We start from the raw sequence: 19,151 nt of genomic DNA, 5'->3' as shown, positions 1-19,151 counted from the left end.
CCGCCACCCGCCGCCCACCCGTTGACCAGCGCGATGACCACCTTGGGCATGAAGCGGATGAGCCGCTGCACCTCGAGGATGTGCAGCCGCCCCGCACGCGCCGCATCCACGGTGTCGGCGGTGTCGCCGGAGGCGTACTGATAGCCGCTGCGCCCGCGGATGCGCTGGTCGCCGCCGGAACAGAAGGCCCAGCCGCCGTCCTTGGCGCTGGGGCCGTTCCCGGTGAGCAGGACCGCGCCGACGTCGGGGCTCATCCGGGCGTGATCGAGCGCGCGGTACAGCTCGTCGACGGTGTGCGGGCGGAAGGCATTGCGTACCTCGGGGCGATCGAAGGCGATCCGGACCGTGCCCTGCTCGATGTGCCGGTGGTACGTGATGTCGGTGAGGTTCTCGAATCCCGGGACGGGCCGCCACAGCGTCGCATTGAAGGTCACGGGAGTGAACATACTGTTCCGGTTTCCGGCGTGGTGCAGACCCACCGCAGTTCGGCGCCGTGTTCTGCGCGTCACTCCGGATTACCGGCGGCGGAATTCGGCCATCCGACAAGCGCGCTGATTGTTAGCGGGCGGGGTTGCCCGGGGCTCGATCGGACGCTTGCTATTGGTACGGAGAGAACTCCGACCGATCGGTAACCGAAAGTGAAACGCTGCCAATCGATTGCGGAGGGCTTACAGTGCTGTTGCTGCTGAGGCAGTAGCAGCGCATTGGCATCGTGTGTGCGGGGACACCGGTGCGTATAGTTGCGTGCGCTCGTTCATCGAAAAACTATCCGGAGGAACCTGAAAGTGGTTGCAGCACTGTCTGAATCCCTGCTCGATGACGCCAAGCGTCCGGCCTTCATCGCCGACGCGGAGAAGGTTCTGGACGAGGAGGTGTCGGACAAGGGCGGCGCGTCGGGCCTGGTCGTCAAGGGCGGCTACGCCGCGATCAAGAAGGTCAGCCCCTCGATCGTGAGTGACGCGCTGGAGTCCTTCGCGCCCAAGTTCGTCGAGCAGCTGGAGCCGTTCTGGGCGGAGTACAAGAACGGTGGCGCCGGGTCGTTCGCCGATCTGCTGGTCTCCAAGCAGGACGAGGTGGCCGACGCGCTGCTGTCGGTGACCGACGCGCGGGCCGAGGCGTCGTCGCGCCCGGCGCTGACCAAGGTCTACAACTCCATGCGTTCGTCGGCGAAGAAGCATGTCGCCGAGGCCCTTCCGCGCCTGGGTGACCTGGTGCAGAAGCACGCTGGTTAATTACGCCGACCGGTTCGCGGCCCGGCGAGGGGCCGCGAACAGTCAACGGTCCGCGGTGCTGCCGCCCGTGGACAGCGAATGCCCGCCGAGGTGGTTCGGGGGCACTCGCCTTTTTCCGGCTCCGTGAGCCGGTTCAGCCCTGGGACTTGCCCACCCGCCAGTAGCCGGTGAAAGTGATGTCCGCCTTGGGGATTTCGCGCTCCTGCGCCAGATGCCGCCGCACTCCCGCGGCCAGCTTCTGCTCACCCGCGACGAAGGCGTAGACGCCCGCGCCGGGCAGGTCCGCCCCGCGCACGGCCTCCGCCGCCAGTGCGCCGATCTCAGCGTGCGGATCCGTGCGGACCAGCCAGTTCACCTGCACGCCTTCGGGTTCGCCCAGTTCCTGCCGGTCCTCGGCGGACGGAAGCTCGAGATACGCCGCGCCCCTGGCGTCCCGTGGCAGCGACCGCAGCACGCCCGCGATGCCGGGCAGCGCGCTCTCGTCACCCACCAGCAGTGTCCAATCACTGTGGTCGGGAGCCTGATAGGTGATGCCCTCGTCCAGCAGTCCGACCTGGCAGCCCGGTGTGGCGCTGTTGGCCCACGCGGAGGCGGGGCTGTCGTCACCGTGTGAGACGAAATCGATGTCGATCTCGGCCGTGCTGCCGAACTCCCCGAAACCGGCCGCTCGGTAATCCCGCACCGTGTAGTTGCGCGCCAGCGGACGGTGTTCCTTGCCCATCATCAGGTACTGCGCGAACCAGCCGAGGTTGCTCGCGGAGGTGGGCAGGCGCAGGTTGCCGTCGCGTCCCGGCATGAACAGCCGGAACCACTGGTCGTAGCCCATGGCGGTGAATCCGGCCAGGCCCGGGCCGCCGAGGGTGACGCGGACGAAATGGGGGCTGATCCGTTTGCTGGCCAGGACCTCCGCGGTGAGGATCTCGCGGTGCTCGGGCTTGACATGCTTGCTGCGCTTCGCCATTGGCTTAGGTTAGCAAACCCTAACTTAATAACACAGGTGTGAGCGGGCCGACGGAGCGGGGCGGGCGGCTGTCTGAGAGGCTGGAGGTGTGAATCCTTCGACAGCCCAGGCGCACGTCGTCGTCGACGAGCTCGCGCGCGGCGGAGTGCGGGATGTCGTCCTGTGCCCCGGGTCGCGAAATGCGCCGCTGGCTTTCGCGTTGCAGGCGGCCGACCGGGCCGGGCGGATCCGGCTGCACATGCGCATCGACGAGCGTTCCGCGGGCTTCCTGGCCGTCGGCCTGGCCGCCGCCAGCGGTCGCCCGGTGCCCGTCGTCATGACCTCCGGCACCGCCGTGGCCAATCTGGGCCCGGCAGTCCTCGAAGCGAACTACGCCCGCATCCCACTGATCGTGCTGAGCGCCAACCGCCCGTACGAGATGCTCGGCACCGGGGCGAACCAGACCGTCGAGCAGTTCGGTCTCTTCGGCAGCCAGGTGCGCGCCGCCATCAGCCTGGGGCTGGCCGAGTCCGAGCCCGGCGACGATCTGTACTCGAAGCAGAACAGCGTGTGGCGCTCCGCGGTCTGCCGCGTGCTGGCCGCCGCCCGCGGCTCCCGCTCCGGCAATGCCGGGCCGGTGCACTTCGACATTCCGCTGCGTGAACCGCTGGTGCCGGACCTGGCCGCCGGTGACCTGCTGCCCCCGGGACGGATAGACGAAGAGCCCTGGACCGCAACGCAATACGCGACCCTCGACGTCCCCCTGGATATCGACCTGACCCCGGACACCGTGGTCATCTCCGGTCACGGCGCGGGCCATCGCCCCGAACTCGCGGCCCTGCCCACGGTCGCCGAACCCACCGCGCCCATGCACGGCCCGGCGCTGCATCCGCTGGCGCTGCCGCTGCTGCAGCCCCGGCAGGCGATCATCACCGGCCGGCCCACCCTGCACCGGCAGGTGTCGCGGGTGCTGTCGGACCCGGAGATCACGGTGTACGCGCTGACCACCGGCCCGCGCTGGCCCGATGTGTCCGGCAATGTGGTGGGTACCGGTACCCGCGCGGTCACCCATGGCGCGCCGCGGCCGGAGTGGCTGGAGCTGTGCCGGGATCTGAACGAGAAGGCCGTCACCGTGGTGCGCGCGAAGCTGGCCGGACACCCGAAGCCGACCGGTTTGCATGTCGCGTCCGTGGTGATGGACGCCCTGCACGACGGCGACCAGCTGCTGCTCGGCGCCTCGAACCCGGTGCGTGACGCCGCGCTGGTCTCCGAGCCGCGGCCCGGCGTGCGGGTGCTGTCCAACCGCGGCGTGGCCGGCATCGACGGCACCGTCTCGGCGGCGGTCGGCGCGGCCCTCACCCATCCGGGCCGCACCGTCGCGCTCATGGGCGACCTGACCTTCCTGCACGACGCGTCCGGCCTGCTCATCGGCACGGGCGAGCCGCGACCGCAGGACCTCACCATCGTGGTCGCCAATGACGACGGCGGCGGCATCTTCGAATTGCTCGAGCAGGGCGATCCGCAGTACGCGGGCGTGTTCGAGCGGGTCTTCGGCACCCCCCACGGCATGGATCTGGCCGCGCTGTGCGCCGCCTACCGCGTTCCGCACCGCCAGGTCGATCCCGGGCAGCTGGCCATCGAGCTGACCAGCAGCGCACACGGCATTCGGGTACTCGAGGTCGCGACCGAGCGGTCGAGCCTACGGGAGCTGCACGCCACCATGCGGGCAGGCGTGTCGAATTAGCCTGGGCGCGAACGGCGCCGGTCAGTACTCGGTGCCGGCGTCCGATTCGTAGTCGTCGTCCATGGGAACGGGGATCGCCTGCTCGACCAGATCCCCCTCGGAGGCGGTCCAGCCACTGTCTCCGGCGGGCAGCGATGTGATCTCGGAGTCCGATTCGAGCGTCTCGGGGTTCACCTCGTCCAGCGGATTGGCGGGGGTGCTCTGCTCTACATAGTCGGCCTCGGGCACTGCGTCGATGCGATCGATCATCGCTTGCTCCTCTCTGCCGGGGTGGGCGGGCCGTGCAGTCGGGCACTTCGAGAATGCTCCCGTTTCACCAGCTCGGCAACCCGTCTTCATCCCGCCCGGCAACCGGGTCGGCATCACTCGCCGGGCAGCGCCGCGTCGTCCGCGGGGTACTCGACGAGAGCCAGTACCCGGCCCGCCATGAACCGGGCGGTGCGGACCGGCCCGCCGGTTCGAGTCACTTCGCTGACCTCCACGATTCCCCGCGCAATGCGGGTCTCGATGCGGCGGCCCGCTCTGGTCGCCATGATTTCGTAGTTCCGAGACCCGTCGCCGGTGTCGACGACGATCTCCACGCGATCACCTTTCATCTATCAATTCTCCTCCCTACCAGGGTCTTTCGCCGCTGATACCGCCTAACGAACCGGTTGCGGCGCAGCGCTGCAAGCACATTCCGGGCGCTCGCCGGGCATCGTGCGCGCCGCGGCGATGAATTCCGCCGGGCCGCCCCGTCTCCATCGGTGACCGGGCCGCACCGTTGGTTCGGCATGTCCCCGGGAGGAACCATGACCACACCGGAATTCGACCTCGAAGCCGCCGCGAGCGCGGTGGAGGCGGTCGTCGCCGCTGTCTCCGAGGCCGACTTCGACCGCCGCACGCCGTCCGAGATCACCGTGCGCGACATGCTCGTTCATGTGCTGGGCTTCACCGAGGGCTTCCGGCTGGGCGCGACCAAGGAGATGATCGGCCGGTCCCAGCCGCCGGCGCCGGGGACCGGATCGCTCCCCGAGGATTGGCGCGACCGCATTCCGGCGCAGTTGAAGGCTCTCGTGGCCGCCTGGCGCGAACCGGCGGCCTGGGTAGGCGACACCGAGGTCGGCGGTGTGCTCGCGCCCGCCCCGCAGATGGCGATCTTCGCTCTGGACGAGTTGGTGATCCATGGCTGGGACCTGGCCCGGGCGGTCGGACAGCCTTATGCCCCGGCGGAGCCGGATCTGGCGGTGCTGCTCGGCTTCCTTCGTGACACCCCGCGGGCAGGAGTGCCCGGGCTCTTCGGGCCGGTTGTCGATATCCCGGCCGAGGCGCCGCTCATCGATCGCGTGGTCGGACTGACCGGTCGCGATCCGGCCTGGACGGCGGACTGACCACGCGGGAAACGGCGACCGCAGGCACGGCGAGGGGTGGTGCGTGCGGGTGGCCGCGGGGTGGGCCGTGGGATGGCTATCGAGGCATCCGGTGCGCGTGCTCGGTTGTGCCGGAAGCGAATACGCCCTGCTCCGCGGCCAGTGCGGCGGCCTCGGCGGCGGCGTCGACGGCCCTCTCGTCGACCGGATCCCCGCTGACCAGCAGGCGGTAGTAGAGCGGGGCCGAGACGGCGGAAAGCACTGCGCGCGGGTCGGTTCCGGGTGGGACCTCGCCGCGCGCGACGGCCGCCTCGACGCAGGGGGACCATTCCGTCAGCCGGGTGTCGTAGAAGGCGCGCAGGGCCGCGGCGGCGGTGTCGTCGCTGGTGGCGGCGGCGATGACGGCCCGGAAGAGGCGGCCCTGCCGGGTATCGGTGAGCGTCTTCCCGACCAGCCGCGCATTGGCGAGCAGGTCCCCGCGCAGGCTACCGGTATCGCTGTGGGGGAGTGAGGTTTCGGCCATGTCGGCCAGCAGGTCGGCGACCAGTCCCACCGGGGTGCGCCAGCGGCGGTAGACGGTGGTCTTGCCGACTTCGGCGAGTGCGGCCACCTCGGCCAGGTCGAGGGTGGCGAAGCCGCGTTCGGCGAGCAGGTCGCCGGCGGCGCGCAGCACGGACTCGCGGACGCGGGCGGTGCGCCCGCCCGGGCGGACCGAGCCGGGGGTCGGGTCGGCATGGTCCGCTGCGTGCGTCTCGCTGCCCTCTGCGCGTATGTCGCGGCTCATAACGGTTCTCCAGTTCCATTTGCGGCGAGACGAGTGTAGCGTCGGGCGAGTTAATGAAACTGCAGTTCCGTTAGGAGTGGTGATCATGGAATATCGTCGGCTCGGCGCCTCGGGTCTGCTGGTTCCGGCATTGAGCTTCGGCGCGGGCACCTTCGGCGGTCGCGGCGAACTCTTCTCCGCCTGGGGCGATACCGACGCCCGGCAGGCCCGCCGCCTGGTGGACATCAGCCTGGACGCGGGCGTCACCCTCTTCGACACCGCCGACGTCTACTCCGACGGCGCCTCGGAAGAGGTGCTGGGCGAGGCGATCCGGGGCCGCCGCGAGCAGCTGCTGCTCTCCACCAAGGCCTCGCTGCCCACCGGTCCCGGCCCGTTCGACGCCGGATCCGGTCGCGCCCGGCTGATCTCGGCGGTCGAGGGCTCACTGCGGCGGCTCGGCACCGACCACCTCGACCTGTTCCAGCTGCACGCCTTCGACGCGGGCACGCCGGTCGAGGAGGTGCTGGCGGCGCTCGACGAGCTGGTGCGCGCCGGCAAGATCCGCTATGTCGGCGCCTCCAATTTCGCGGGCTGGCAGCTCATGAAATCCCTTGCCGCCGCGGACCGGTACGGCTTCCCGCGCTATGTCGCGCACCAGGTCTACTACTCCCTGGTCGGCCGCGATTACGAGTGGGAACTGATGCCGCTCGGCCTGGATCAAGGGGTGGGCGCGGTGGTCTGGAGCCCGCTCGGCTGGGGCCGCCTCACCGGCAGAATCCGTCGCGGACAACCGCTTCCGGCCGGCAGCCGCCTGCACACCACCGCCGAGGCGGGCCCGCCGGTGCGCGACGAACTGCTCTACGACGTCGTGGACGTCCTCGACGAGATCGCTGCCGAAACCGGCCGCACGGTCCCGCAGATCGCCCTGAACTGGCTGCTGCGCCGGCCGAGCGTGGCCACGGTCATCGTGGGCGCGCGCAACGAGGAACAGCTGCGCCAGAATCTCGGCGCGGTCGGCTGGAGTCTCGATGCCGACCAGCTCGCCCGGCTGGACAAAGCGAGCGCGGTGACCCCGCCCTATCCCTATTACCCGTACTACCGGCTGCCGGACTTCGCCCGGCTCAATCCGCCGGCGGTGTAAGGGTTCACGGGTTCGGGAAGAGTCCCTGCGCGAGCACCGGCCACGAGGTCTTCAGGTCGTCCTGCCAGTAGCCCCAGATGTGGGTGCCGCTGCTGCGGAATTCGAATGTCGCCGGAATGTTCAGGGATTCCAGGCGTTTCTGCAGAATCGCCGTGGACAGTTCGCAATTCGCCTCGATGAGGGAGCCCAGCGCCACGGTCTTGGGAGTGTCCGCGGGCGCTTCCATCCGGCCACGCGCGCCGGGCATGTCGAAGGCGCCCGGAATGCCGTTGCCGGTGGAGATGAAAAGGTTTGTGCCGCGCAGTTTCTCGGCATTGAGGGTGGGGTCGTTGGCCACCCACAGTGGACCGCCCTCGGGGCCCCACATGTTCTCGACCTTGCCGCCGCCGTAGAGCTCGGTGACCATCTTGATGGCCTCCCGGGCCATCGGCGTGATGGTCTGGAAGAAACCGCTGTACACGGCCGCGCTACGGAACAGCCCGGGATTGAAGATGACCGAATTCAGTACGGGCAGACCGGCCATCGAGATACCGGCGATGGCATTGTTGCCACTGCTGGTCAGTGCGGCCGTCATCAACGGCGGCAGTTCCTTGCCCAGATAGGTGGACCATTTGTTGACCCCCAGCGCGCGGTCGGGCTGGAGCCAGTCGGTGTACCAGCTGAATCTGCCGCCGATGATCTGCACGACATTGATGTTCTTGTCGCTCAGGAAATCCAGTGCATCGGTGCGCAATTGCCAGGTGGCGGCGTCCTCGCCGCCGCCGGCGCCATTGAGGAGGTAGAGGGTGGGGCGCGGCTCGGAGGTGTCCGCCGGGCGCAGCACGTCGACCGGGAAGGTCTGGTTCATGGCGGCGGAGTAGACGGTGAAGGTGACGTGGCGGTCGTCGGTGACGCCCACGCTCTTAATGAAGGAGCCGTCGTCGGTCTTCATGTCCGGGACCGAGACGCCGGGTGCGGTGGGATCGTCCGCGCCGGCGGGCACGGCGCCCGACAGGCCCAGTGCGGCGACGGTCGCGAGCACCGCCACCGTCAATCGTCCGGTGACTCGACTGATCCGACGGTTCAAGGCACCTGCCCTCAGCGTTCCTGGCAGCCGTCCCGGTGACGGCCCGCCCATCCGCATGAGCCTGGACAGGCGAGTTACAAATACCACAGTTTCACATTTGTGGAGGCCGGAATCGGCGGACCGACGCCGCGAGCGGGCGACCGGATCAGTACACGTCGCGCACGTAGCGCTTCTCGGCCACCAGCTGCTTCTTGAACGCCAGCGCGCCGTCCTCGCTCAGCTTGCCGTGAATGCGGGCAATCTTCAGCAGGGTGTCGTCCACATCCTTGGCCATGCGCGCGGCGTCACCGCACACATAGAAATGACCGCCCTCGCGCAACCACGCCCACAATTCCGCGCCGTGCTCGATCATCCGGTGTTGCACATAGATCCGCTCGCGCTGATCCCGGGAGAACGCCAGATCCAGCCGGGCCAGGAATCCCGAACGGAACATGTCCTCGAGTTCGGCGCGGTAATAGAAATTGTCCTTGGCGTGCTGATCGCCGAAGAACAGCCAATTGCGGCCCCGGCAGCCGAGGGCACGGCGCTCCTGGAGGAAACCGCGGAACGGCGCGATGCCGGTACCCGGACCCACCATGATCATCGGCGCGTTCGGATCCAGCGGCGGCCGGAAATGCGGCGCCCGCTGCAGGAAGATCGGCACCTCCGCGTGGGCGCGATCGGCCAGGAACGTCGAGCTCACCCCGCCGCGCCGGGCCGCCGAACCGATGGCCGCCGGATCGCCGTAGCGCACCACGCCGACCGTCAGCTGCACCTCGCGCGGACTCACCAGCGGGCTCGACGAGATCGAATACTGGCGCGGCTGCAGCTTTTTCAGCGTGCCCAGCCACTCCACCAGATCGGCCCGCACCGGGAAGTCGCGCAGCACGTCCACCGCCTGCCGATCCCACAGATACCCGTCCAGCTCATTGCGATTGTCCCGGCGCAGCAGCTTGGCCAGCCGCGGGCTGGCATTGTGCTCGGCCACGAACGACAGCAGATCGGCGCTCACCCGCGTGATGTCGTAGTGCGTCCGCAGCGCCTCCGCCAGCGCCAGCTCGCCGTCCTCGACGTCGATGAGCCGCCGCCCCTCCAGTCCGGTCACCGCCAGCCACTCCGCCACCAGCGCTTCACAATTCGCGGGCCGCACCCCGAGCGAATCCCCGACCTCGTAGGTGGCCTCGGGATCACTCAGATCGAAACCGAACTGCCGCACCTCTTTTCCGGAACCGTCCCGCGAAAGCAGTTCATTGCGGACCAATTTCGCCAGCACCGGCGAATTCCGTGTGAAAGGCGCGGCGGCGGTCGCGCGTATCCGCCGCCCCGGCGCGAGGCCGGTGATAGTGCCGGATCCGGCCCGCGGTGCGGCGGACCCTGGCGTGATTGCATCGGACCGGTGCGGCCGCGCCGACCCGGCCGCGCCGTGTTGGTCATCACCGCCCATGGGAGTGGAATTCGGGCCGAAGCCCGGGGAACCCCAACCCGGCGGCACATCGCCGGGCCTGGCGGCCGAACCATCCGAACCCGGGGCACCCGCTGCGGGCCCGCCGAACCCAGTGACGCCGCCCGACCGGTCGAGATTGCTGCCGCGGCCCGGTATGGCACCGGCTCCACCGGCGGAACGGTCGTCCGGTCCCGAACCAGCCGACGTGGCGGCGTGGTCCGCGATCTGGGCGAGGCCGTCGGCCACGGCGTCGAACCAGGCCGCGGACAGGTCCTCGTGATCGGGTTCGCTGTCGACGCGCGGCAACAGGCGCGTGGCTCCGCGCTTCTCGAACAGTTCGTCCAGCTTGCGGCCGTGGCCACAGAAGTCGTCGTACGAGGAATCGCCCAGCGCGAAGACCGCGTACCGCATACCGGTCAGCCGGATCGCGCTGTCGTTCAGGCGTTCCCAGAAGTCCGCGCCATTGTCGGGCGGGCCGCCGTCGCCGAAGGTGCTGCTGATGGCCAGCACATCACCCGTCAGGTCGGACAATTCGGCGGAATCCATGTCCAGCAGGCGCGGCGCGAATCCCGAATCGGCCAGATAGGTCGCCAGGGCGGCGGCCAGTTCCTCCGCCGTCCCGGTCTGCGACGCCCACAGCACGGTCACCGTGCGCGTCGCCGCAGGCGTGGTGTCCGACGGGCCGTGCGACGCGCTGCTGCGCACGGCGCTGTCGAGCGCCGGTGAGTAGTGCTGCGCCCCACGCGAATACATCCCGCCCAGCAGCCCGTCGATCCACACCCGGCTGCGCTCCGAGATCGGCGCGGTCGCGGGCAGCACCGGGACGCCGCTGACCGGCATGCTCTGCAGCGCAGCGAGATATCCACCGAGATAGATGCGCTCGGTCTCGGTCAGCGTCGGTGCGACACCGGTCTCCAACCCGAGCATGAGCGCCAGGGGATGCGGTCCGCTCGCAGTCCGGTCCGGACCACTGCCCGTCCCGGCCGGATAGCGGTCCGCGGACAACGGGTCGGCGTGGCCGGTCTGATCGTCTGCACTGCCGGTGCCGGTCGGAGCGGTGGTGCTCAGGGCCGCCACCTTCCGCAGCCGGACCGCGCAGGCCTTGAACTCGGGTTGCAGGGAGATCGGGTCGACCGCGTCGTTGGTGACGGCATTGATGGTCAGGTATTCGCCCTGCTCGTCGTTCCAGTGGAACGGGGCGAAGCAGGTGCCGGGGAGGACGCGGTCGCTCACCTGGACGGGCAGCACGGCGCGGCCGCGGCGGGAGGTGATTTCGAGCTGGTCGTCCGCGCGCACCTCGAGGTGGGCGGCGTCCTCGGGGTGGATTTCCAGGAAGGGCTTGCCGTTGAGCTTGGTCAGTTTCGCCACCTTCCCGGTCTTGGTCATGGTGTGCCACTGGTGTTGCAGGCGACCGGTATTGAGCACGAAGGGGTGATCCTCGTCCGGCATCTCGTCGGGCAGCAGGTGCGGGCGCGCCCAGAACACGGCCTTGCGGCTGGGCGTGGCGAACGCCAGTCGCGGGGTGTGCCCGTGTTCGTCGGTGTGCAGGGTCTGGCTGACCCCGTCGTTGAGATAGCGAATCGGGTTGCGGCGCTGGGCCGGATCGGGGCACGGCCACTGCGCGGGCCCGGCCCGCAGCGCGTCGTAGTCGATGCCGCGCAGGTCGTAGCCGGTGGCCGGATTGGCGAATCGCCGGATCTCGTCGAAGATCTCGGCGCTGGAGGCGTACTCGAACCCGGGGAAGCCGAGCGCCGTCGCGACCTGCGCGATGAGCTGCCAGTCCGGGCGCGCGTCGCCGATCGGTTCCACCGACTGCTGCAGCAGGGTCAGATTGCGTTCCGAGTTCACCTGCACCCCATCGGCCTCGGCCCACAGGGTGGCGGGCAGCAGCAGGTCGGCGTAGGCATTGGTGGCGGTGTCGGTGAACACGTCCTGGGCGATCACCAGCTCGGCGGCCTCCAGCCCGGCGATGACGGTGCGCCGATTCGCCATGGAGGCAACGGGATTGCTGCACATGATCCAGCAGGCTTTGATCTCTCCGTCGGCCAGGCCGCGGAACATCTCGATGGAGCCGGGCCCGGCCTCGGCGCGAATGGTGCCCGGCGCCAGCCCCCATTCGGCCTCCACGAAGGCCCGGTCGGCGTCGGCGAGCACGCTGCGCTGACCCGGCAATCCCGGTCCCATGTAACCCATTTCGCGCCCGCCCATGGCATTGGGCTGCCCGGTGAGCGAGAACGGCCCGCTGCCGGTGCGGCAGATGGCGCCGGTGGCCAGGTGCAGGTTGATGATGGCGTTACTGGCCCAGGTGCCGTGTGTGGACTGGTTGATGCCCATGGTCCACAGCGACATCCACTCTCCCGCCGCGCCGATCCAGGCCGCGGCGGTGCGGATGTCGGCCTCGGGAATACCGGTCTCCTCGGACACCATCGACGGGGTGTAGGCGGCCAGGAACTCGGGCATGCCCGCCCAGTTCTCGGTGTGCTCTGCGATGAATTCGGCGTCGATGTCGCCGTTCTCGACCAGCAGGTGCAGCAGCCCGTTCAGCAGCGCCAGATCCGTGCCCGGCTTGATCTGCAGGAACAGGTCGGCGCGCGCCGCGGTGTCGGTGCGCCGCGGATCCACCACGATCAGCTTGGCGCCCGCCTTGAGCCGGTCGGCCATGCGCAGGAACAGGATGGGGTGGCAGTCGGCCATGTTCGCGCCGATGACGAAGAACAGGTCGGCGTGATCGAGGTCGTCGTAGGACCCGGGCGGCCCGTCCGCGCCCAGCGACAACTTGTACCCGCTGGCCGCGCTGGCCATGCACAGCCGCGAATTGGCCTCCATGTGCACGGTGCGCAGGTGGCCCTTGGCGAGCTTGGTGGCCAGGTACTGGGCCTCGATCGACAGCTGGCCGGACACGTAGAGGGCGATGGCGTCCGGTCCATCTGTGTCGAGAATCACGCGAAGACGCTGTGCGGCTTCGTGAATCGCCTCATCGACGGGCATGGGCACCGGCGGCTGGCCGCGTTCGGGCCGGCGGTAGGCGGTCTCCATGCGGCCGGGCGCGGCCATCAGTTCGGCGTGCGTATTGCCCTTGGTGCACAGCCGCCCGGCATTGACCGGGTGGTCCTTGTCGCCCTTCACCTTGGCGATCACGGGCAGTCCGCGTGCGCCGGGCTTGGTTTCGACGGTGATGCCGCAGCCCACCCCGCAGTACGAGCACGCGGTCCGGGCGCTCGTCGGGGGCGTGGGCTGTTCCGGCATGGTTCCGAGTTAAGCCACCCCGGGTTGCGGTGGATTTACCGAACGTTATCGCCAGATGACAATCCACCTCACAGCCGTTTTCCGCGAGTGTGAGGCCCAGGTCGGGACGCTGCCGTGAGCAACGCCACAGGTCGGCCGCTCCGGACTCGTTCTCCGCTCAGCCCAGCTTGTACGCCCGGTGCAGGGCCACGGCCCCGCCCGAGAGATTGCGCCACTGCACCGAGGACCAACCGGCGTCGGCGATCCGCAGCGCCAGCTGCGGCTGGTTCGGCCACTCCCGAATCGACTCGGCCAGATACACATAGGCGTCCGGGTTACTGGAGACCGCGCGCGCCAGCGGCGGCAGCGCCCGCATCAGGTACTCCATGTAGATGGTCCGGAAGGGTTCCCAGGTCGGCGTGGAGAACTCGGCCACCACCAGCCGCCCGCCCGGCTTGGTGACGCGCAGCATCTCGCGCAGCGCCAGATCCGGGTCGGCCACATTGCGCAGGCCGTAGGCGATGGTCACCGCGTCGAAGGAGTCGTCGGCGAAGGGCAGCGCCATGGCGTCGGCGGCGACCATGGGCACATTGCGGTGCCGTCCGGCCGACAGCATGCCCTGGGAGAAGTCCGCGGCCAGCACCCACGCGCCCGATTTGGCCAGGTCCACGGTGGAGACACCGGTCCCCGCCGCCAGATCCAGCACCCGCTCGCCGGGTCGCAGGCCCAGTGCCTTGCGCGTCACCCAGCGCCAATACCTGTCCTGGCCAACGGAGATCACCGAATTGGTCAGGTCGTACCGCTTGGCGACACCGTCGAACATGGATGCGACGTCGCGCGGCTGCTTGTCCAGCTGGGCCCGAAACGATGCTCTGTTAATTTTGCCCTCCGCTTCGCTCCGGGCGGGTTCGCGGCCCCGGAGGTCTCGATTCTTCCCTCCTCCGCTCCTCCGCTTCGCTCGCCGTCTCGCTCCAAGGCGCTGGTCTATGGAGCCGCAGTCCAGAATCGAGACGGGCCGCGAACCTGTGGGTGGTGGCCGGGTTCTTCTACCGCCGCAGCTTAGTTCGCAGTTTTGCTCGGAGCGCGCCCAGCCACCGGCTCGGGGGTGAGCCGAGGAACCACACCGCGGGGATGGCGACGGCCCAGGAGACCACGATGACCGACAGCGCCGGGATGATCGCGACACGCGCATCGCGACCCGCCACGCGTACGAGATCGGGATCACTGCGCCGGTATTCGACATTGATGCGTTCGCCGACGGTCAGTCTGGTGGGGTACAGCACCCCGGTCTTCGGATTGTGCGTCTCGCCGTCGGGCGTCACGAAGATGACCGCGGATCGCAGCGTGCCGGCCGAGAGGACTTCGGCGCTGGTCACGCCCTTGTCGGAGTTGATCAGGTGGTCGTCGCGCCAGGCCGCCAGCACCAGCAGTACGGCCAGGAAGCTGACCGTGGCCGCGGCGATCACGACCCCGATCCGAGCCCGCCGCAACCGAACCGCCCGCCGCTGTTCAGCGCGCTGTGTCCGATCGTCGCTCCGCTGCGCTCCGCTATCAGACTGGCTAGTTTCCGACACTTCAGCAGGCTATTCCATCGCTGGGCTACGGTCTTCGCCATGTCCCGAAAATTCAGCTTCACCGTGCAGTACAGCGTTCCGGTCGAAGAGCTTCACCGGGCACTGACCAATGACGAAATGTGGCAGGCCCGCTTCGCCGGGGCGACCACCGCCACACTCGAGCTCACCCACCCGGACGGCCCCGGCACCATCCAGATCCACATGACCGAGAAGGCGCCCGAGGACCAGATTCCCGGCATCGTCAAGAAGGTCCTCAAGAGCGAGCTCATGCTCGAGCGCACCGACACCTGGGGAGCGCTCACCGACGGCGTCGCCAAGGGCGGCTTCAGCGGCCGCTCCAGCGGCATCACCACCGAGATGGCGGGCGCGTTCGAATTGCGGCCCACCGCCGAAGGTTCCGAGATCGAGGCCACCGGCACGGTCGACGTGAAGGTCCCGCTGGTCGGCGGGGCCATCGAACCGCTGGTCGAGAACCTGCTCAAGCGGGTCATGAACAGTGAGCGCAAGTCCGTCGAATCCTGGTTCGCCGCGCAGACCGCCTGATCTCGGTAAACCGTGGATGCGGGGGTGGTCCCGCATCCACGGGGGCTTGTGCTTACTCCGGGCCGAACTGGGCCGTGGCCGGATCGAATTCGCGGGGTTCGACCAGGACCAGCCAGTTGCCGGAGTTGTCGCGGACGATGGCCTCGACGCCGTAGGGGCGTTCCGACGGCGGCTGCACGAACTCCACGTCCTTGGCGGTGAGTTCCTCGAAGGCCTTCTGGCAGTTGTCGGTTCGCAGGCCCAGTGCGCCGTGCGTGCCATTGGCCATGGACCGCCGGATGGCCTCGGCCAGATTGTCGTCCAGCGGGGGACCCGGGATCATCAGCGTGACCTCCAGCTCCGGATGGTTCGGGTGCACCACGGTCACCCAGCGGAAGCCGTTGTCGCCCATGGTCACATCGCTGGCCTCGACGAAACCCAGCTTCTCGATGTACCACTGCTTCGCGGCGGTCTGATCGGTCACGTACACGGTCACGAGCGAGACATTGGTGATGATCGTCATGCCCCGAGCCTATGGACGGCGGGCCCGCGCGGGCTTCTCCGAAATTGCGCGTTTCCGCGCCGGGCGGATTCGCGTCCGGATAGCCGAGTTCACACACTCGGAACCTCGGTGAGCCTGCCGTAACAGCCGCGCAATGGAGCGGAAAGCCGAGATCAATATTCGGTGACCACCCTCGAATCGGAAAAAGCTCGTGACGAGCCCGAACGAGGAGTGCCGGTGGTTCAGGTCGACACCCCAGCGGCCGATGCGGTCGCCGCGTCCAAGGAGACGCTGGAGGATTACACGCTGCGGTTCGCGCCCCGCAGCTACCGCAAATGGAGTCCGGCGGTGGTCGGCGTCTCGGCGCTGGGCGGCATCGCCTACCTGGCCGACTTCTCCATCGGCGCGAACATCGGCATCGCCAACGGCACCGGCAACGCCCTGCTGGGCATCGGCATCTTCGCCATCGTGGTCATGCTCACGGGTTTCCCGCTGGCCTACTACGCGGCGCGCTACAACATCGACCTGGACCTGATCACCCGCGGCAGCGGCTTCGGGTACTACGGGTCGGTGGTGACGAACATCGTGTTCGCCTCCTTCACCTTCATCTTCTTCGCCCTCGAGGGCTCGATCATGGCGCAGGGCCTGAAACTCGGCCTGCACGTGCCGCTGCCGATCGGCTACCTGGTGTCCACGGTGATGATCTTTCCGCTGGTCATCTACGGCATGAACACCCTGGCCAAACTGCAAGTGTGGACCACCCCGCTGTGGCTGATCCTGATGGTGCTGCCGTTCGGCTTCCTGCTGGTCCGCCACCCGGACTCGGTCGGCACCTTCCTGTCCTACGGCGGCCAGGACGGCAAGGGCGTGAGCCTGTCCGGCGCGTTGCTCGCCGCCGGTGTCTGCCTCTCGCTCATCGCCCAGATCGCCGAGCAGATCGACTACCTGCGCTTCATGCCGCCCCGGACCCCGGAGAACGCCCGCAAGTGGTGGGGCTGGATGCTGCTGGCCGGACCGGGCTGGGTGCTCTTCGGCGCCATCAAGCAGGTGGTCGGCCTGTTCCTGGCGGTCTACCTGATCGCGAATCTGCCCGGCGCGCAGGACATCGCCAACCAGCCGGTGCACCAGTTCCTCGAGATCTACCGCGACATGATGCCGTCCTGGCTGGCCATGACCCTGGCCGTGGCGCTGGTCGTCATCAGCCAGATCAAGATCAATGTGACCAATGCGTATTCGGGCTCGCTGGCGTGGACCAACTCCTTCACCCGCGTCACCAAGAACTACCCGGGCCGCATCGTCTTCCTCGGCCTGAACCTGGCCATCGCGCTGATCCTGATGGAAGCCAACATGTTCGACTTCCTCAACAACATCCTCGGCTTCTACGCCAACTGCGGCATCGCCTGGATCGTCACCGTCGCAACGGATATCGCGATCAACAAGTACGTGCTGAAGATCTCGCCCAAGGAGCCGGAGTTCCGGCGCGGCATGCTCCACGACTTCAACCCGGTGGGCCTGGTCGGCTTCGGCCTGTCGGCGGTGCTGTCGATCATGACCTTCTTCGGCATCTTCGGTGAGACCCTGAAGCCGTACTCGCCCATTGTGGCCGTGGTGGTTTCGTTCCTGGCGACCCCGCTGACCGCGATCCTCACCAAGGGCAGGTACTACCTGCGCCGCGACCACGACGGCATCGAGCTGCCCATGTTCGACGAGCACGGCAACCCCTCGGGGGAGACCCTCACCTGCGCCGTCACCGGCATGGAATTCGAGCGCCCGGACATGATCGCCTCGGCGGTCCCGGGACCCGGGGGCGAGATCCAGTACATCAGCTCGCTCGCACTCTCGACGGACAAGACCGGCATTCACGTCCTGCCGTCCCGATGAGGCTGTGGCCCGAATGAATTCGCGTCATTGTGTGCGTTTCCGATCCGAGAGACCGTGCATGAAGACGTAGCAACCCGGGATATGGGGTGCGCCCTCGGCCGCGAACTTCGCTTGATACTCCGAGGGCGACATCCCCACCAGCTCGGTGAATTTGCTGCTGAACGACCCGAGACTGCTGTAGCCGACGAGCATGCAGGCCTCGGTCACCGTCACATTGGTGGCGCGCAACAGATCCTGGGCCCGCTCGATCCGGCGCTCGGCCAGATACACCGCGGGCGTCTTGCCGTACGTCGCCGCGAAACACCGCAGGAAGTGATACTTCGACACCCCCGCGGCCGCCGCCAGACTGTCCAGGTCCAAGGGCTCCGCGTAGTGCCGGTCGGCCAGATCCCGTGCTCGCCGCAGATGCGGCAGCAGCTCCTCGGGAACCGGCCGGGCGTTCACGAGAACGGCTGGATCTTGTCGAAACGCAGGGAGGCCCGGCCCGCGCCCCGCCACAGCCGGGCGGTCAGGTCCACGTCCTCGTCGGTGACCAGATTGCCCATCACCCGGACCGCGGTGCGCTGCAACAGCTTCGACCGCATCATCGGCGGCCCGCCCAGCGGCACGGTGCGCGGGTGGGTGGCCAGCCCCGCCAGCCGCCGGGCCACCGAATAGGTGCGGCCGTAGCGTTCCCGCAGCAGTTCCGGCCAGATATGGGTCAGATCGGGCTGGTCCAGGATCCCGGCGAGCATGTGCCCGCCCTCCAGGCCGTAGTCGATGCCCTCGCCGTTGAGCGGGTTCACGCACCCGGCCGCGTCGCCCACCAGCGCCCAGTTGCGCCCGGCCAGATTCGACACCGCGCCGCCCATGGGCAGCAGCGCCGACGCCACCGCCCGCGCCTCGCCCTCGAATCCCCACTCCGCGCGGCGTTCCGAAACATAATGCTGCAGTAGCGGTTTCAACGCGATATGCGACGGACGCCTTTCGGTGGCCAGCGAGCCGACGCCGATATTCACCTCGCCATTGCCGAGCGGGAAAACCCAGCCGTATCCGGGAATCAATTCCCCGTTCGCATCCCGCAATTCGAGATGCGAGGTGATCCACTCGTCGTCACTGCGCTCGGACCTGATGTAGGCCCGCGCCGCGGTCCCGTACGCGTACTGGCGATGCCAGGTGCGGCCCAGCAGCTTTCCGACGGGGGAGCGCACGCCGTCGGCCACGATCAGGATGTCGCACGACACCGCGCGCAGGCCGGCGTCGGTCTTGACGGTCACCCCGGTGACCCGGTCGCCCTCGCGGGCCACCTCCACCACCTTGGCCCCGTCCACCATCCGCACGCCCGACTTGATCGCCGTCTCGCGCAGCTTGTCGTCGAGTTCGGTTCGCGGAACGGCGCTTCCGTAGGCGGGGAACGACCCGTCCGGCCAGGGCAGCAGCGCCTCCCGCCCGAACCCGGCCATCCGCAGGCCGCGATTGACCGTGTGCGCCCGCACCCAGTCGCCCAGCCCGAGATGCTCGAGTTCGGCGGCGGCGCGCGGCGTCAGTCCGTCACCGCAGGTCTTGTCGCGCGGGAACACCGCCGAATCGGTCAGCAGCACATCCCGACCCATGCGCGCGGCCCAGGCGGCCGCCGCGGACCCGGCAGGACCCGCCCCGACTACCAGGACCTCGGCGTGCGCCGGCAGAACATCCGATGATTTCCCCTGCTCGGGCGCGTGTTCCGGTGAACCCATGCGATCAATACTTGCAGCACATCACCGGGCGCGCATATTTGCCCTGCGCTTCATAGCGGGCGTTTCGTTTCGCG

At 68.5% G+C, this 19,151-nt stretch carries 18 protein-coding genes; 6 read left to right on the top strand and 12 right to left on the bottom strand.

Annotated elements, in window-relative coordinates; translation table 11 throughout:
* The coding region (locus ACFXN1_RS43905) for an enoyl-CoA hydratase-related protein (protein WP_379463929.1) at nucleotides 1-434 on the bottom strand (434 nt) is incomplete at its 3' end.
* Nucleotides 435-785: 351 nt separating this feature from the next.
* Between ACFXN1_RS43905 and ACFXN1_RS43900 the strand changes: the two genes are divergently transcribed.
* A complete protein-coding gene (locus ACFXN1_RS43900; RefSeq protein ID WP_379390844.1) occupies nucleotides 786-1,232 on the top strand; it encodes a DUF6918 family protein in 447 nt (148 codons plus the stop codon).
* Between the two features lie 133 nt (nucleotides 1,233-1,365).
* On the opposite strand, the gene ACFXN1_RS43895 is transcribed toward ACFXN1_RS43900, so the two are convergent.
* Nucleotides 1,366-2,193 (bottom strand): siderophore-interacting protein, encoded by an 828-nt coding sequence (locus ACFXN1_RS43895; RefSeq protein ID WP_379442421.1) that lies wholly within the window; start codon nucleotides 2,191-2,193, stop codon nucleotides 1,366-1,368.
* Between the two features lie 88 nt (nucleotides 2,194-2,281).
* On the opposite strand from ACFXN1_RS43895, the gene menD reads away from it, so the two are divergent.
* Nucleotides 2,282-3,916, top strand: coding sequence for a 2-succinyl-5-enolpyruvyl-6-hydroxy-3-cyclohexene-1-carboxylic-acid synthase (menD, locus tag ACFXN1_RS43890; RefSeq protein WP_379399523.1), 1,635 nt, complete (start codon nucleotides 2,282-2,284; stop codon nucleotides 3,914-3,916).
* A 21-nt stretch (nucleotides 3,917-3,937) separates the two neighbouring features.
* On the opposite strand, the gene ACFXN1_RS43885 is transcribed toward menD, so the two are convergent.
* Both ACFXN1_RS43885 and ACFXN1_RS43880 read right to left on the bottom strand, forming a co-directional pair.
* Nucleotides 3,938-4,165: a hypothetical protein gene (locus ACFXN1_RS43885; RefSeq protein ID WP_379390838.1), complete on the bottom strand. Its 228-nt coding sequence runs from the start codon at nucleotides 4,163-4,165 to the stop codon at nucleotides 3,938-3,940.
* Nucleotides 4,166-4,278: 113 nt separating this feature from the next.
* Nucleotides 4,279-4,512 carry a hypothetical protein gene (locus ACFXN1_RS43880; RefSeq protein WP_364625607.1) on the bottom strand — a complete coding sequence of 78 codons (234 nt, stop codon included), beginning with the start codon at nucleotides 4,510-4,512 and terminating at the stop codon, nucleotides 4,279-4,281.
* Nucleotides 4,513-4,707: 195 nt separating this feature from the next.
* Here ACFXN1_RS43880 and ACFXN1_RS43875 point away from each other — a divergent pair, with 195 nt between their 5' ends.
* Nucleotides 4,708-5,286 (top strand): TIGR03086 family metal-binding protein, encoded by a 579-nt coding sequence (locus ACFXN1_RS43875; RefSeq protein ID WP_379442423.1) that lies wholly within the window; start codon nucleotides 4,708-4,710, stop codon nucleotides 5,284-5,286.
* 76 nt (nucleotides 5,287-5,362) lie between these two features.
* Here the strand turns inward: ACFXN1_RS43875 and ACFXN1_RS43870 are convergent, their stop codons facing one another.
* The gene (locus ACFXN1_RS43870) at nucleotides 5,363-6,049 is read right to left on the bottom strand and encodes a TetR/AcrR family transcriptional regulator (RefSeq protein WP_379442424.1); all 687 of its coding nucleotides are present in this window, start codon (nucleotides 6,047-6,049) and stop codon (nucleotides 5,363-5,365) included.
* An 85-nt stretch (nucleotides 6,050-6,134) separates the two neighbouring features.
* On the opposite strand from ACFXN1_RS43870, the gene ACFXN1_RS43865 reads away from it, so the two are divergent.
* Nucleotides 6,135-7,169 (top strand): aldo/keto reductase, encoded by a 1,035-nt coding sequence (locus tag ACFXN1_RS43865; RefSeq protein WP_379399520.1) that lies wholly within the window; start codon nucleotides 6,135-6,137, stop codon nucleotides 7,167-7,169.
* Nucleotides 7,170-7,173: 4 nt separating this feature from the next.
* On the opposite strand, the gene ACFXN1_RS43860 is transcribed toward ACFXN1_RS43865, so the two are convergent.
* The 4 genes from ACFXN1_RS43860 to ACFXN1_RS43845 form a co-directional block, all read right to left on the bottom strand.
* Complete coding sequence (locus tag ACFXN1_RS43860; protein ID WP_379399519.1) at nucleotides 7,174-8,235, bottom strand: alpha/beta hydrolase; 1,062 nt, start codon at nucleotides 8,233-8,235, stop codon at nucleotides 7,174-7,176.
* Between the two features lie 145 nt (nucleotides 8,236-8,380).
* Nucleotides 8,381-12,904: a molybdopterin-dependent oxidoreductase gene (locus tag ACFXN1_RS43855; protein WP_379442426.1), complete on the bottom strand. Its 4,524-nt coding sequence runs from the start codon at nucleotides 12,902-12,904 to the stop codon at nucleotides 8,381-8,383.
* Between the two features lie 157 nt (nucleotides 12,905-13,061).
* Nucleotides 13,062-13,763, bottom strand: coding sequence for a demethylmenaquinone methyltransferase (locus ACFXN1_RS43850; protein ID WP_379399601.1), 702 nt, complete (start codon nucleotides 13,761-13,763; stop codon nucleotides 13,062-13,064).
* Between the two features lie 166 nt (nucleotides 13,764-13,929).
* Nucleotides 13,930-14,349, bottom strand: coding sequence for a DUF3592 domain-containing protein (locus ACFXN1_RS43845; protein WP_379399517.1), 420 nt, complete (start codon nucleotides 14,347-14,349; stop codon nucleotides 13,930-13,932).
* A gap of 147 nt (nucleotides 14,350-14,496) precedes the next feature.
* On the opposite strand from ACFXN1_RS43845, the gene ACFXN1_RS43840 reads away from it, so the two are divergent.
* Complete coding sequence (locus ACFXN1_RS43840) at nucleotides 14,497-15,000, top strand: DUF2505 domain-containing protein (RefSeq protein ID WP_379399516.1); 504 nt, start codon at nucleotides 14,497-14,499, stop codon at nucleotides 14,998-15,000.
* A gap of 52 nt (nucleotides 15,001-15,052) precedes the next feature.
* On the opposite strand, the gene ACFXN1_RS43835 is transcribed toward ACFXN1_RS43840, so the two are convergent.
* Entirely contained in the window at nucleotides 15,053-15,496 is a 444-nt protein-coding gene (locus tag ACFXN1_RS43835) for a VOC family protein (protein ID WP_379399600.1), read from the bottom strand.
* Between the two features lie 216 nt (nucleotides 15,497-15,712).
* On the opposite strand from ACFXN1_RS43835, the gene ACFXN1_RS43830 reads away from it, so the two are divergent.
* Nucleotides 15,713-17,362 carry a purine-cytosine permease family protein gene (locus ACFXN1_RS43830; protein WP_379442437.1) on the top strand — a complete coding sequence of 550 codons (1,650 nt, stop codon included), beginning with the start codon at nucleotides 15,713-15,715 and terminating at the stop codon, nucleotides 17,360-17,362.
* A 24-nt stretch (nucleotides 17,363-17,386) separates the two neighbouring features.
* On the opposite strand, the gene ACFXN1_RS43825 is transcribed toward ACFXN1_RS43830, so the two are convergent.
* Together ACFXN1_RS43825 and ACFXN1_RS43820 are read right to left on the bottom strand one after the other, a co-directional pair.
* Nucleotides 17,387-17,806, bottom strand: a complete 420-nt coding sequence (locus ACFXN1_RS43825) for a helix-turn-helix domain-containing protein (RefSeq protein ID WP_379399515.1) — start codon at nucleotides 17,804-17,806, stop codon at nucleotides 17,387-17,389.
* Nucleotides 17,803-19,077 (bottom strand): geranylgeranyl reductase family protein, encoded by a 1,275-nt coding sequence (locus ACFXN1_RS43820; protein WP_379399514.1) that lies wholly within the window; start codon nucleotides 19,075-19,077, stop codon nucleotides 17,803-17,805. Before ACFXN1_RS43820 ends, ACFXN1_RS43825 begins: the two co-directional genes overlap by 4 nt.
* Between the last annotated feature and the right edge of the window lie 74 nt (nucleotides 19,078-19,151).

The organism is Nocardia sp. NPDC059154, assembly GCF_042755705.1.
Taxonomy (GTDB): domain Bacteria; phylum Actinomycetota; class Actinomycetes; order Mycobacteriales; family Mycobacteriaceae; genus Nocardia.
Note: the sequence above shows the minus strand (reverse complement) of the source record. Positions and strands in the feature narration are given on the sequence as shown.

Coding starts and splice junctions, on each gene's coding strand:
- ACFXN1_RS43855 (WP_379442426.1), bottom strand. CDS start 12,904: ATGCCGGAACAGCCCACGCCCCCGACGAGCGCCCGGACCGCGTGCTCG.
- ACFXN1_RS43820 (WP_379399514.1), bottom strand. CDS start 19,077: ATGGGTTCACCGGAACACGCGCCCGAGCAGGGGAAATCATCGGATGTT.
- ACFXN1_RS43865 (WP_379399520.1), top strand. CDS start 6,135: ATGGAATATCGTCGGCTCGGCGCCTCGGGTCTGCTGGTTCCGGCATTG.
- ACFXN1_RS43840 (WP_379399516.1), top strand. CDS start 14,497: ATGTCCCGAAAATTCAGCTTCACCGTGCAGTACAGCGTTCCGGTCGAA.
- ACFXN1_RS43870 (WP_379442424.1), bottom strand. CDS start 6,049: ATGAGCCGCGACATACGCGCAGAGGGCAGCGAGACGCACGCAGCGGAC.
- ACFXN1_RS43875 (WP_379442423.1), top strand. CDS start 4,708: ATGACCACACCGGAATTCGACCTCGAAGCCGCCGCGAGCGCGGTGGAG.
- ACFXN1_RS43885 (WP_379390838.1), bottom strand. CDS start 4,165: ATGATCGATCGCATCGACGCAGTGCCCGAGGCCGACTATGTAGAGCAG.
- ACFXN1_RS43895 (WP_379442421.1), bottom strand. CDS start 2,193: ATGGCGAAGCGCAGCAAGCATGTCAAGCCCGAGCACCGCGAGATCCTC.
- ACFXN1_RS43880 (WP_364625607.1), bottom strand. CDS start 4,512: ATGAAAGGTGATCGCGTGGAGATCGTCGTCGACACCGGCGACGGGTCT.